Raw genomic sequence first — 13,668 nt, forward strand, 5'->3', positions numbered from 1 at the left:
ATGTTTTGTGTGCGGCTCAAATTGTTTTTTCCCGTATATTAGTATATACTATATAAGGGCAATAGAGCCTCTATTTCAATTTCAATTAAAGAGTTGGCGACATGACAAAAACTGCAGGAGATGAAGTTTCGTATCGGGTTAAATTTTCCATCGGAGCAAAACTGGTTGTTATTATTTCGGTTTTGACGATTTTATCGCTCGGAATTATTACGCTTTTGGTTACGTGGTTCGGAAGTCAGGATGTGCGAATCCGCGCGGAAGAAAACAACCGCACGGTAAACGCGCAAGCCGCCGGCTTGGCGGAAAAAGATTTGTCGTCTTTGCGCGCGAACGCGTTTTTGCTTTTGGATATTTTGAATAGAACGGAAAGCGGGAGTTCGTTTGCAAAACAGGCGGCGGATTTTTACTTTGAGCGCAATCCTTCGGTTGCCGCCGTTTTGGTAACCGATTCGAACCGGCCCGACGGTTTGGAGCGCAAACTTTTAAGTTCGGCGTTCTTTTTGTCGAACGAATTGGATCCTTCTCTTATCGATACTTTTTTATCCCGTGAGCGGGATAAAATCCGCGAAACCGAACGCGGCATTATGAACGTGCTGAACGCTTCTCCCGTGTTCGAAAGCCCCCTGCTGGTGCTGTGCTATCCCTACACGGAGCGGGGCTTAAATCAGGGTTTGGCCGTCTTCTTTTCCGCCGAAAAAATATCCGACAGTTTCGGAGCCGGAACGCTGCAAACCACGTATTTGGTCAACGACGACGGCGACATCCTCATTCACCCCGATTTCAACTTGGTAAAAAACGGCGCCAATGTGAGCAATTTTTCGCTGTTTACACAGATGCGCGAAAACGGCGACACGAACCGCCAGCTTCTCGTTACCGACGATACCGGTAAAAAGTATTTCGGTACGTACCGCCGCCTTGCCTTCGGCGAACTTGCCGTTTTAACGACCGCGGATGCCGACGTTCTTTTGGAACCGGTTGCCGATACGACGCGGCGCAATATTTATTTAAGCGTTATCGTATTGTTCCTTTCGATTGTGTTTATATGGTTTTTTTCCAAATCGATAAGCCGGCCGGTTAAAACCCTTGCGCGCGCCGCGGGGCAAATAGAGCAGGGCGAATACGAACTTGATTTAAAACCGAAAACAAAAGACGAACTGGGACTTTTAACGTCGAGCTTTGTAAAGATGGGCAAGGGGCTTGCGGAGCGCGAACGGCTTAAAGATTCGTTCGGCCGCTTTATCAATAAAGAAATCGCCGAGCTTGCCGCGCGCGGGGAACTTGCGCTCGGCGGCGAAACAAAGGAAACGACGATTTTCTTTTCGGACATCCGTTCGTTTACGGCGATTTCCGAAAAACTTGAGCCGTCGGAAGTCGTCGAGTTTTTGAACGAATATATGACGGCTATGGTCGAATGCGTGAACATGACCCACGGTGTTGTCGATAAGTTTATCGGAGACGCGATTATGGCGGTGTGGGGCGCCCCGACTTCGGCGGGAAGTCCGAAAGAAGATGCGCTCAACTGCATCCGTGCGGCATTACGCATGAGGGCGGCTCTTATTGCGTTCAACCGCGGCCGCGGCGGAGATAAAAAGCCGATTATCCGCATAGGATGCGGTATCAATTCGGGCGCCGTCGTTGCCGGGCAAATCGGTTCGGTAAAACGAATGGAATATACCGTTATCGGGGACGCCGTAAACCTCGCTTCCCGCACGGAAGCTTTGAACAAGCCGATGGGAACGGACATCCTTATTACCGAATACACGTATAATTTGGTGCGCGATCATGTTGTCGTTGAAGAAATGCCGGCGGTTACCGTCAAAGGCAAAGAAAAACCGCTGAGAATGTTTGCCGTTGTCAATATGCCCGCCGAAGACGGCATCCCCGGCGCGGGCGCAAAAGGCCCCCAATCACTCGGACAAATACGGACTGTACTCGGAATCCCGACTCCCGATTTTGCGAAGGTAAATCTCAATGAAGACGAAAAAAAGTACAAAATACAATCCTGATTCTCCGAGCGCGGTAAGCATATTGCAGGATATCGCCGTCGTTGTGTTTTCTCTCGCTGCGGTTGCCTTTACGGCCCGGCTGTTTTACCGCGATGTGAATAAAACGCTTGAACGCAGCGATAAGGTGCAAATCGCAACCGTTTCGTATAAATACAAAAGCGTGCAGCGAAAATTTCTCGACCGTTCCGTATGGGACAGACCCGTGCAGTATTCGCCCGTGTATAACGGCGACATTATCCGTACCGCGCCTTTATCCGAAGCGACGATTAACTTTCCCGATCAAAACGTCATAAGCGTCGGTGCGAACACGATGATTCAAATCTTTAAGCAAGCGCAAAAAGACGAAACGGCCATACAGGTTGACGAAGGAAGAATTTCGGTGCAGACGGCCGGCGCGGCAATGGCCGTGCGCTCGGATAACGCATCGGTCAATGTGGAAAAAGATTCGGTTTTGCACATGCAAAAGCTTGAGGCCGACCGGGAAGCCGATTCTTCAGGCGGCGTATTGCGTTTGAGCGTCGAAAAAGGACGGGCTGCCCTGAGCAAAACGGACGGCGGTTTTGCCGAAGCGGATTCCGCGGCACAGGCGCAAGGCGAAATCTTAACCGAAGGGACGGTTGTGAATGCCGGCGGTTTCGGTTATGAGCCGGGAAGAGCCGATGCCGCAGGCACCGAAAATCGCCCCTTTGTTTCGGTTATAAGTCCCGCTCCCGAAATGAAAATACTGAACAAAAACGCCGCCGGTAAAGCGGCTGCGGTTCCATTTAAATGGTACAGCTCTTTTGACGACGGCAGCGAATTGATTTTTGAAACGTCCCGCAGCCGCGATTTTACGCAAAATGTGCGCCGCGTGTCGGTTACCGGCTTAAAAGAATTGACCCTTGATGAACAACCCGGCACCGTTTATTGGAGACTGTACGCCGCCGAAAAAGGCCCGGAAGATGCTTCGTCCGATTCGGGAAAATTTACCGTCTTGGCCGCGCCTCCGCCCGTAATTCTTGAACCCGCGAGCGACAGGCGCTATGTGTATAAAGAAGCGCTTCCGGCCGTACGCTTTTTGTGGAAGGGCAACGAAGTATGTTCGTCCTACGTGCTTGAAGCCTCTTCCGATCCCGATATGAAAAATCCCGCCGTTACAAAACAGGTGAACGGCGAATCGGTTTCGTTTGTGCTTCCCCGCGACGGAACATGGTACTGGCGGTTAACGCCGATTTATGCGGCGGAAGACGAAACGAGCCGCAAGCCGACTCCCGCATCGGTTTTTTATATCGAAAAACAAAAAACCTTTGCACCTATAGAACAGCTTGCGCCCGGAAAAATCGCGGATACGGCCGAAGGCAAAAGCGTAACCTTTTCGTGGAAGAGCGTAAGCGAGGTAAAAAAATACCTTGTGCGCGTTGCAAAAACCGAAGCGATGAACAATCCCGTTTTGGAGCGTTCTTCCGACATCAATTATTACGAGCTGAAAAACGCCGCAAAAGCGCTTCCGAACGGCACTTATTATTGGACGGTTGAAGGGCTCGATAAAAACGGCGAACGCTTAACGGCAAGCGCGGCTTCCTCTTTTAAAACGCGCGACAGCGAAGTTATCCTTCGTTCGCTTTTTCCGCCGGACAATTACGTGTTGGCCGACACCTTGTGCCTCGATACGCGCTTTACGTGGAAAACGAATTTGCAGGGCGAACAGCGCTTTCAAGTGTCCGCGACGCCCGATTTTTCATCTCCCCTTTTGGACATAAAAGCGCAGGGCTCCGGTATCGACGGCCTCATGCTCGAGCGGGGCGACTGTTATTGGCGCGTGGCGATAAAAAGCGAAGACGAAACTTTTCATACGCCGGCCAAAAAGCTGAACGTTGCTCCCGCGCTTCCTCGTCCGGAACTTATCGGTATAGGCGATTCGGTCGTTGTCCGCCCCGATGCGAAAACGACCTTTGCGTGGACGGCCGTTCCGCTTGCCGATTATTATCAGGTAAAAATCACCGAGCCGGGCTTGGATTCGCAGCCCTTATACGAAAATCTGTACATTACCGGCACCGAAGTAAAAATGGCTTTGCAGTCGATACGCGAGGGGCGCTACGTTATACACGTGCAGGCTTTTGCCGCGGCGACTGTTACGTCGAGCCGGCGCCACAGCTTTGCCGCCGATAAAACCTTCGATTTAAAGCACCTGCGCCCCGTCGAACTCGTGTCTCCCGTGCGCGGTGCACGGATCTCCGGCGTGGATGCGGCCCTCAAGCCGGGCACTTTGGAATGGAACTCGGTTGAAAAACCCGTAAAAAGCCGCCTCGTACTCGAAAAGGTCGGCAAAGCGGGCAGCATCATTTCGGTTTCGAATCCCGATTATACGGTAGACCTTCCGCCGCTTGAAGCCGGAACCTACCGCTGGCGGGTCAGCGCCGCAACCGAAGACGGCTTGGACATTTCGTCGGTTCGGGACGGAACTTTTACCGTTTTACCCATACCGCCGCTTGAAAAACTTGCCGTTTCTTCACCGGAGGAAAACGAAACATTCAGTGTAAACTTTTTCAAAACGAACCGCAGCATCGTGTTCCGTTGGAAAAAGAACGCCGACGCTACGCATTATTCAATCAAATTGTACAACGCTAAAAATCAAAAGATTTTCGAGCGCGAAATAGAGGCAAACGAAGCTTCCGCGGCGGGTACTGCGGGCGAATGTGCCTTTACATTTACCGAACTTGCCAAATTATCGCGCGGAACGTTTTCTGCCGACATACGCGCCCAACGGCGTTTAAAGAACGGCCTTTTGTTCCAAGACGGGAACGCTTCCGTGCGGCACTTTGTCATAGATTTGCCGCAAACGAAAAAAGTCGAAACAGATGATACCGGAGTTTTGTATGGGCGATAGACGATTTTTTGCGGCTTTGTGTGCGCTTGTTTTTTTTGTATGCCTGCCGCCCGCACAGGCGCAGACTCCTGCCGGTACCGGCGAGCCCGTCCAAGAGCAAACGGAGGAACCGACGCACTATTTTATCGAGGAAAGCGAACACGGCTCGGTTTTATACCAACGGCTTTCGTGGCAAAAGGTTGACGATATTTTGGGTTACGAGTTCGAACTCGAAAAAGAGGACGATAACGGCAAGTGGCGCAGAATCGATAAAAAAACGGTAAAAGACAACTTTACCGATGTATCGCTGCCGCCGGGAACTTACCGCTATAAAATAACCGTCATCAACCTGCTCGGACAGGCCGAAGCGTCCAGCGCTTACCGCAATTTTGAAATTTTGATCGCGCACCAGCCGGAAGTCGAATCCGTGTCGCCGCACCTCATCTATTTGGATGAATTTTTCGACGGCATCTTTGCCGCATCCGGCGCGTATTTTTTGCGCCACACCGTGTTTTTCCTGAACAAACAGGGGAGCGCGCCGATCGCGCTTGTGCCGACCGAGCTTTCCAAAGACGGAAAAAAAGTCCGCTTTGAATTGAACTTAAATAAATTCAATCCGGGCGTCTATACCTTTACCGTGCGCGATATAAGCGGCTTAACCGACAAAAGCAAAACCGTAACCTTCAAATTCCAAAAGCCCGTGGACGCCTATGTGTCGGTCGGCTATACGTTTACCGGCTTTGCGGGTCAAAGCGCCTTTCAAACGTTCTATAACAGGAACGTCGCCCCCTTAGGCGGCATGTTCCGCTTTTCGCTCCTGCCGATAAAAAGAACCTACGGCAACTTCGGCTTTAACCTGACCTATTCGGCCGCAATGATGAATTCAAAGCACGAGTATTACAGGCTGAACGGCACGCTCATGACCGCACAGTTGAACGCGGTGTACATATATCCGCTTATAAAACACCGCTTAAACCTCGACGTACACGCGGGCTTGGGCGCCGCCTTTTTGGTAAACAGCCGCTTTGTGTTTGAGGGTTCGGGCGATGTAAAAAGTCCCGCGTACTGGTATTGGGGACCGGGCATCAGTGCGGGAACCTCGCTGCAGCTTTTAAATATATTCAAAAAGATGTATGTCGAAGCCGGCGTCGAACACTTTATCGTGTTCAGAAAAGGCATGCCGAAGTATATTGTTCAGCCGGAAGTTTCCGTCGGCTGGATGTTTTAGGGAAACGACGCAATATTTGTTTTTATGAGGGAGTCGGCTATGAAACGATCAGGTAAAAATTTTATACGCGCTGCCGTGTGTGCGGCAGTCATCGCGCTGCTGTTCGGTATGACGGCGTGCAAACAGTTTACCGCGGATATAGATGAAGAATTCGGCTATTGGGCGTCGGAAGTTGTTCCTGTGGATTACAGTTTTGATGTGTCCTATCAAATGAGTAATGACGGAGCACTGTGCATACCGTCGGATTCGCCTGTAACGCTTACAATTAAACTGCATAACTCAAGAAAATTCAGCTTAATTATGCCTACGTCAACGTCCTCAGCAGCAGACGTGCAGAAGATTATCCGTTTTCCCGGGCTTTCAACGCAGCCGACATACGGCACGGACTACACCTTAGAGCAAACGCCTGATAAATCGGCATTAAGGCTCAAATACGGCTCGACCTTTTTGAAAGCACACGAATGGAGTAACGGCAACATAGGAGCCGAAATTACCCTTACTTCCACGGACGGCAGAAAGTTCGGTAAAAAGTTTAGCCTGAATATTGAAGCAAACACGCCGCCGCCCGAAATCGGCGATATAACGATAGCAAAAACGAATGAGGCGGATCCTCATTATGTTTTGTGCTTTAAGGTGGACAATTCGGCTATGAATACAACCATAGCAGGCGAAAACCTACACAACGATTTAGGCCTTGTCATTACTAAAGAGGGCGGAGAAACGAAGAAAATACTGCTTCCCATAGAAAGTTCTGGATTTGCGGTAGACACGACGAACGGTCTTTTGTCATCGGCTTCGCAGATTATTGACCCTGTCCCTTCAGGAACATGGAAGGTCTGTTTTAAAACCGGTACGAGCCTTACGGAAAGTACACTCCCCCAAAAATACACAGTCCGGCTGATCGACACAAAAGGCCTTTCTTCCGCGCCAAAAGAAGCGCATACTTTAGGTTATATCGCAAGCGGAAGCTCTCCGACTAATGCATGGAAAAATCTAAAAGAGGCCGTCGAGAGTGCAGAGGCCGGCGGCGTTATAACCGTCATGGGTGAAGTTAAAGCAACAAACGCTACCGATAACCACGGTGCAATCAGTGTAACAAAAAAGATCACCGTAAAAGGAACCGGCTTAACTCCCGTACTCAATGCCGATAAGGACATCGGCGGTAAACCCAAACATCGTATCTTTACCGTTGAAAACGGCGGAGAACTGACGCTTGAAAACATTACGCTCAAAGGCGGTATGGCAGCAGGAACTACAGATGACGAACAATCCGGCGGCGGCATATTTGTCAAAGCGGGATGCAAGGCGAAACTTACAAACTGCATTATTAAAAACTGTGAGGCAGCGGAATTCGGCGGCGCTATTTGTTCAGAAGGCGAGCTGACCTTAGACCGCGGCACTATCGGCGGTTCTGCGGCCGATGCCAACAAAGCAAACCAAGGCGGCGGTATCTGCATACAGAAAAACGGACGTTTTACGCTTAAAACTGCGACTATAAGCGGAAACAAAGCCTCCTACGGCGGAGCTATCTCTGTGCGCGAATCAGGCTCGGTAAGTATGGAAAGCGGTTTTCTTATGAGAAATACGGTAAGCTCTTTAGGCGGCGGCGTACTTGTTGATAATAGTGCATCGTTTACGAGTGTATCGTTTACGATGACCGGCGGTGAAATAAAAAACAATACGGGGCAGAGCGGCGGAGGCGGCGTATTCGTGCATCGGGGAACTTTTACTCTTTCCGGCGGCACTATTGAAAGCAATACCGCCGACGCAGGTAAAAATGGCGGAGGCATCTACGTCGATTCAACAGGAAAACTCTTTATAACCGGTGGCTCCATAAAATTGAACAAGACGACAAAAAATGGAAGCGATATCGGAAAAGGCGGCGGTGTGTATGTGGACGGTTCCTCTAAGGTAACGCTTGTTATGAGCGGCGGCAGCATAGAAGGAAATGAAGCAGGCAAAAACGGCAGTACGTACGAAGGTTCCGGCGGCGGTGTGCACATAGACCGCGGCACATTCACTATGACAGGCGGCGAAATTAAAACCAATAACGCCAAAAACGGCGGCGGTGTTGCACTCGATAAGGGCGGAACCCTGGAGCTTTCCGGCAGCGGCGAAATCTCCGGCAACACAGCGGAAAATAACGGCCTTGGCGGCGGCATCTGCGTCGGCACTGATGCAGATGCTAATGAAAATACCGGCACGCTTACGATGACCGGCGGCGAAATCTCCGACAACACTGCGAACGGGGGCGGCGGCATCGCTGTATTGCACGGTACCTTTACCATGTCAAAGGGAAAGGTGAGCGGCAATACGGCAGCTCAAAAAGGCGGCGGTATTTTCGGATATTATTATTCTAGTACCGATGAGGCCAAAGGCGAAATTACCGTTTTAGACGGCGAAATTTCAGGCAATACGGCAGAGGCCTCAGGTGTGATGGCAGGCGGCGGTATATGTTCGCTTTATAAATTGACCGTCTCGGGCGGCGACATAAAGAATAACACAGCTACGAACGGTTTTGGCGGCGGCATAGGCGTTAATAATGAAACATTCGACTTTTCTGGCGGAACAGTGAGCGGCAATATGACGCTAAGCAGCGTTCCCACCTCGGCGCTGGGAAAGGGTATTTTTGTCGACCGCCGTGTAACTATGACGATGTCAGGCAGCGCAAAAGTCGATACAGGTAACGACGTGTACTTGGGTAACGACGGTACAACAACAAGAGCGTCTATTACCGTAACGGCCCCCTTGACCAATACGCTTGCGGCAACGCTTACGATGGAGAATGATACAACCGGATACGAAGTAGGCAGAGTTGTCGTAAAGGGAGACGGTTATACGCTTACAACTGACTACAAAGACAAGTTCCCCATAACACCGCAGACATTGCCAACCTCAAAGGATTGGACGACCGAGCTGGCCGGTAATCAGCTCAAGCTGAAAACGCAGTAGTAAATACCAGGTACCGAAGGCATCACACAGACTTTACCGACCCGAAAGAAGTGGAAGATGTATAAGTTGAAGGGAAGCTGGCTTGGGCTTTAACGCCGCACTCGAGCGTTTCGTCCCGCACGGTAATGTTTGAAAATCGGATGTGCGGTGATTTTTTTCACGCGTACTTATCGGGAGCAAGTGTTTTTTCCTATTTTTATACCGTCTGCGTCTATAATTAGGTACGGAGGTGTATATGAAAAAACACAATCGCCGCTATAAAGATTCCGTGTTCGTCGATTTATTCGGCGAGGACGAAAACGCAAAGGAGAATTTTCTGTCGTTGTATAATGCGCTTCACCGCACTCATTTGGACGGCTCGACCGAGCTCAAGCCGCTGCGCCTTGACAACGTCATGTACATGAGTTTTTGCAACGATGTATCCTGTCTTATCGACAACAAAATTATCGTGCTGGCCGAACACCAATCTACAATCAACGATAACATGCCGGTGCGCTTTTTGGAATATGCAGCCCGCTTGTACGAACAAATCCAAAACCCGCGCGACCGCTATTTGCGTAAACTTAAACAGATTCCTACGCCCGAATTCTATGTGTTTTACAACGGTGAAGAAAAATACCCCTCTCAGGCGGAACTGCGGCTTTCCGATGCATTCTCGGTAAAATCCGCAAAACTAAGTCTTGAATTGCTTGTAAAAGTGATAAACATCAATTACAATAAAGACAACAAGCTCTTGAAAAAATGCAAGCCGCTTGCGGAATACACGCAGTTTGTAGAAGCGGTGCGCCGGCACATCAAGCTCGATAGAAAAAACGGCTTTAAGAATGCGATTAAAGAATGTATTCAAAACGATATTTTACGGAATTATTTAGAGCGAAAATCACGGGAGGTTATGAACATGTTGATAGCCGAATATGATTATGATACCGACATTGCAGTACAAAGAGAAGAGGAACGCGAAATCGCCTTTGCCGACGGAGCATACCAAAAAGCGCTTGAAACGGCAAAGGCTTTTAAACGGCTTGGTTTTGATATTGCTAAAATAGCCGAAGGAACAGGACTTTCCGTTGAAGAAATCGAAAGACTTTAAAAATGAAAGATGATGCTGTCCAAAAACTGAAGTTTTTGGACAGTTTCCCCGATTTTCTCCGTCCCCTTTTAAGTTTTTTACTTCCGTTCCAGCAAAAGCGTTTTGGTGGGGCAGTCGCACACTTCGCTCGGGCCGAAATACTGTATGGCGCCGGGGAAAGTATAGCTTGTGTCGATCGCCCATTTGTCGCGCTGCAAAGCGAACTTTTTAAACGGTTTGCCGTTCAATTCAACAAGCGCTTTTTTTATAACCGGCTTTTTGCTGCCGTGGCGCTGTTCCATGTTCATCATCATCGTAAGCGGAACGCCGCCCGCCGTCCATTCTTTTGCGCTTTTTACCAAATTGCGCACCGACGAAAGATAACCCGTTACGCCGCCTGCAATCAAAATAAAGGCGTTGTAGCCCAATGCGTAGCAGTAGTCGGCATCGAAGTTTGAAGGGAAGGCGCAGCGTCCTTCGTAGCCGAAAAAGTGCGTGTACGAACTGAATTTGCCCTTGTAAGTGCCGGCCTTTTTCTTTTCGGCAAGGCGCTTGGCGACCGACAAGGCCAAAAGTTTTTCGGTGTCTATTCTGCTTACCTGTACGTTTCCGTGCGGATCGCGGTCGGCCAAAAACTGGTCGGCGATTGATTCGGGAAGCGAATCGAAGGCCTCAAATGAGGTTTGCGAAAGGTTCGTTTTAAGCCATGCTTTTTTTTCGTCGAAGTTTTTCAGCTTGGCAAATTCGTGTTGCTTCAGTGCCATCGTATCGTTCAGTTCGGCGATGAGAACCTTCATTTCGGGAATGAATTCGACAAGACCTTCGGGAATAAGCACGATACCGAAGTTCTCTCCGTTTGCCGCGCGTTTGGTGATCACGGTGCAAATGCCTTCGACAATGCCGCGCAGGGTGGTTTTGTTTGCCGCAATTTCTTCGGAAATAAGGCAGATGTTCGGCTGGGTTTGCAGCGCGCATTCAAGCGCAATGTGGCTTGCAGACCTTCCCATCAGTTTTATAAAGTGCCAATATTTTTTTGCCGAATTCGCATCGCGGCCGATGTTGCCGATAAGTTCGGAAAACGTTTTGCACGCGGTATCGAAGCCGAAGCTCGTTTCGATGAGAGCGTTTTTCAAATCGCCGTCTATGGTTTTCGGAACGCCGATAACCTGCGTGGGAATTTTATTTTGTATAAAGTATTCGGCTAAAAGCGCCGCGTTCGTGTTCGAATCGTCGCCGCCGATAATAACCAGCGCATCGAGTTTATTTGCCTTTGCGTTTTTTGCGGCCGCCGCATATTGCTCGTCGGTTTCTATTTTCGTGCGGCCGGAACCGATAATGTCAAAGCCGCCGGTATTCCGGTATTCGTCGATTATTTTGTCGGTGAATTTGATGAATTTGTTTTCAAGCAATCCGGAAGGTCCGCCCAAAAAGCCGAGCAGAACGGAATCGACGTTGCCTTTTTTTATCGCGTCGTATAAACCGCAGATAACGTTGTGCCCGCCGGGCGCTTGTCCGCCGGAAAGGATAACGCCCGCTTTTATTTTCTTTAGAGCGTTCGCGTTCTTTCCTTTTTGTACTTGAGCGAGCGGTTTGCCGTAGGTGTTTTCAAAAAGCTTTTTTAATTCTTCGGTGTCGGAAACGGCTTGAGTTTTTTTGCCGAAGCTTAATGTAAGGTTTTCAACCTTGCCGCCCAGTACGGCCGGAAGTTTGGGTTTGTACGCATAGCGCGCAGTTTGCAGCGCGGAAACGGTTTTCATAAATGAATTTCTCCTTATTGATTATACGGAATACCCTCATTTTAACGGAACGCGCAGGAAAATACAAGACTTACAAATACTTCAATACGTCCGCAATAAGGGACGGCGAGTTTTGTACGCTAGGAATGCAAAAACGGTACACAGACGAGGGGCTGACCGCGAGGCGTTTTGAGCGTTTTTCTCGGGTGATTTTACCTATAAAGCTCAACCACGCCGTATGCGGGCAGACCTCGCCTTGAAGTTATTTTGGCATTAGCCGATTTTCAAAACTCGCCGTCCCGGCTTACATCAGCGGTGAAAACAGGCGGCAAAAGCTCCACCACGCTTTTTGAATAAGCGGGCGGCTGTTCAGCCAATCAAGTGTGTATTCGGTGCAGCCCGCTCTGTCGTTAAAAAACACGGCCGAATATTTTTTTGCGAATCCTTCGTCATAAAAAAACACGTTCGCTTCGTAGTGCAATTCAAAGCTGCGGCTGTCTATGTTGCACGAACCGATCGTAACGATTTTATCGTCGGTTATAAGCGTTTTTGCGTGAATAAATCCCGGGTACTTATAAAACCGTACGCCGCAAGCCGAAAGATCACGCATATAAGCGCATGCGGCGGCTTTTACATAGAATTTATCCCATCGGCCGGGCACCATAATCGATACTTCTATCCCCGAGCTTGCCGCAATCTTTACGGCCGAAAAAAAAGCCGCATCGGGCGTAAAATACGGCGTTTGAATACGCACGCTTTTTTTTGCAATCATAATCATACGAATCATCGCATCTTTTATTTCCGTTCGTCCTCTGTTATCCGGGCCCGACGCTACAACTTGTGTAGGGATGCGTTCGGTTACGGCGGGAACATCCGTTTTTAGTTCGCGCAAAATATTTTTGTTTGCCGAATTGATTTTTTTGCGCATGACGGCGGGGGTCGCCCATGACTTTGCGGTGAATTTTTTTTTGCCGCTTGCAACCGCATACCAGTCGACTACGAATAAACTTAAAAGTGAAGGGACGCAGCTTCCCGTCAATCGGACATGGGTGTCGCGCCACACGAATTTTCCCAAGCCCGCGTATTCGTTGCCGATGTTAAAACCGCCCGTGTAGGCGATGTTTCCGTCTATAATCACGATTTTGCGGTGATTTCTGAAATTAAGCGACCATGGACTTCCGGTTTTTATCGGAAAAAACGGCAACGTCATGCCGCCCGCCTTATCGAGCCGGGCAAAAAAAGAGCGCGGCGTCGTAAGAGAGCCCATGTCGTCGTACAAAAGCCTGATTTCAAGGCCTTCCTGCGCTTTTTTGCACAGCAGGTTTAGAAATTCCCGTCCGGTTGCGTCATTGCGTACGATAAAGTACTGCAAATAGATGAACGTCGTCGCCCGTTCTATGTCGCGGTACAGCGACGCGAATTTTTCCTGTCCCGAGGTAAAAATGTGCGCGGTTTCGGCAAAGGTTACGGGGCTGTTACCGTATATGAGGTTTAAGTGTATGAGCGAGCTGTATTCGTTCATAACCATGTTCGGCAATTTGCCGGCCTGCGATGCAAAAAAGTTTTCCTGCGCCTGCATAAGTTGAGCGGTTTCGTCTTTTACATATTTTTTTGCGATTTCCATTTTGCGCGTTTTTGTAAAAAAATGACCGCTGAACAAAAAGTATAAAACGATGCCCAAGCCCGGCAAAAAGCTGAGCGTCAGTATCCATGCAAAACGCCGGCCCGAATCCTGTTTTTCAAAAAACAAAATAAATAAGATAAACATATAGTTTATTGCGCTTATTATGTTGATGAAAATCGGCCAAAAATTTTCCATTCGTTTTTACTCC

General features: G+C 49.3%; 7 protein-coding genes. 5 read left to right on the top strand and 2 right to left on the bottom strand.

The annotated features are described in order from the left end of the window. Positions 1-101 precede the first annotated feature (101 nt). From HMPREF9194_RS03935 to HMPREF9194_RS03955, 5 genes are all read left to right on the top strand, one after another. Positions 102-2,006: an adenylate/guanylate cyclase domain-containing protein gene (locus HMPREF9194_RS03935; RefSeq protein ID WP_016525083.1), complete on the top strand. Its 1,905-nt coding sequence runs from the start codon at positions 102-104 to the stop codon at positions 2,004-2,006. Then, positions 1,972-4,872: a FecR domain-containing protein gene (locus HMPREF9194_RS03940; RefSeq protein WP_016525084.1), complete on the top strand. Its 2,901-nt coding sequence runs from the start codon at positions 1,972-1,974 to the stop codon at positions 4,870-4,872. The genes HMPREF9194_RS03935 and HMPREF9194_RS03940 overlap by 35 nt, the downstream gene beginning before the upstream one ends. Continuing rightward, on the top strand, positions 4,862-6,079 hold the full coding sequence (locus tag HMPREF9194_RS03945; protein WP_016525085.1) for a fibronectin type III domain-containing protein: 1,218 nt from the start codon (positions 4,862-4,864) through the stop codon (positions 6,077-6,079). Before HMPREF9194_RS03940 ends, HMPREF9194_RS03945 begins: the two co-directional genes overlap by 11 nt. Before the next feature lie 39 nt (positions 6,080-6,118). Then, complete coding sequence (locus tag HMPREF9194_RS03950; RefSeq protein WP_016525086.1) at positions 6,119-9,031, top strand: autotransporter outer membrane beta-barrel domain-containing protein; 2,913 nt, start codon at positions 6,119-6,121, stop codon at positions 9,029-9,031. Between the two features lie 235 nt (positions 9,032-9,266). Next, positions 9,267-10,121 (top strand): Rpn family recombination-promoting nuclease/putative transposase, encoded by an 855-nt coding sequence (locus tag HMPREF9194_RS03955; RefSeq protein WP_016525087.1) that lies wholly within the window; start codon positions 9,267-9,269, stop codon positions 10,119-10,121. A 77-nt stretch (positions 10,122-10,198) separates the two neighbouring features. Here the strand turns inward: HMPREF9194_RS03955 and HMPREF9194_RS03960 are convergent, their stop codons facing one another. Together HMPREF9194_RS03960 and cls are read right to left on the bottom strand one after the other, a co-directional pair. Then, positions 10,199-11,857 carry a diphosphate--fructose-6-phosphate 1-phosphotransferase gene (locus tag HMPREF9194_RS03960; protein ID WP_016525088.1) on the bottom strand — a complete coding sequence of 553 codons (1,659 nt, stop codon included), beginning with the start codon at positions 11,855-11,857 and terminating at the stop codon, positions 10,199-10,201. Between the two features lie 283 nt (positions 11,858-12,140). Next, positions 12,141-13,655, bottom strand: a complete 1,515-nt coding sequence (gene cls, locus HMPREF9194_RS03970; RefSeq protein WP_016525089.1) for a cardiolipin synthase — start codon at positions 13,653-13,655, stop codon at positions 12,141-12,143. Between the last annotated feature and the right edge of the window lie 13 nt (positions 13,656-13,668).

This window comes from Treponema maltophilum ATCC 51939, assembly GCF_000413055.1.
Classification (GTDB): Bacteria; Spirochaetota; Spirochaetia; order Treponematales; family Treponemataceae; genus Treponema_C; species Treponema_C maltophilum.

Excerpts from the sequence above, each read along its gene's own strand:
- HMPREF9194_RS03960 (WP_016525088.1), bottom strand. The coding sequence starts at position 11,857 with ATGAAAACCGTTTCCGCGCTGCAAACTGCGCGCTATGCGTACAAACCC.
- HMPREF9194_RS03935 (WP_016525083.1), top strand. The coding sequence starts at position 102 with ATGACAAAAACTGCAGGAGATGAAGTTTCGTATCGGGTTAAATTTTCC.
- cls (WP_016525089.1), bottom strand. The coding sequence starts at position 13,655 with ATGGAAAATTTTTGGCCGATTTTCATCAACATAATAAGCGCAATAAAC.
- HMPREF9194_RS03950 (WP_016525086.1), top strand. The coding sequence starts at position 6,119 with ATGAAACGATCAGGTAAAAATTTTATACGCGCTGCCGTGTGTGCGGCA.
- HMPREF9194_RS03940 (WP_016525084.1), top strand. The coding sequence starts at position 1,972 with ATGAAGACGAAAAAAAGTACAAAATACAATCCTGATTCTCCGAGCGCG.
- HMPREF9194_RS03955 (WP_016525087.1), top strand. The coding sequence starts at position 9,267 with ATGAAAAAACACAATCGCCGCTATAAAGATTCCGTGTTCGTCGATTTA.
- HMPREF9194_RS03945 (WP_016525085.1), top strand. The coding sequence starts at position 4,862 with ATGGGCGATAGACGATTTTTTGCGGCTTTGTGTGCGCTTGTTTTTTTT.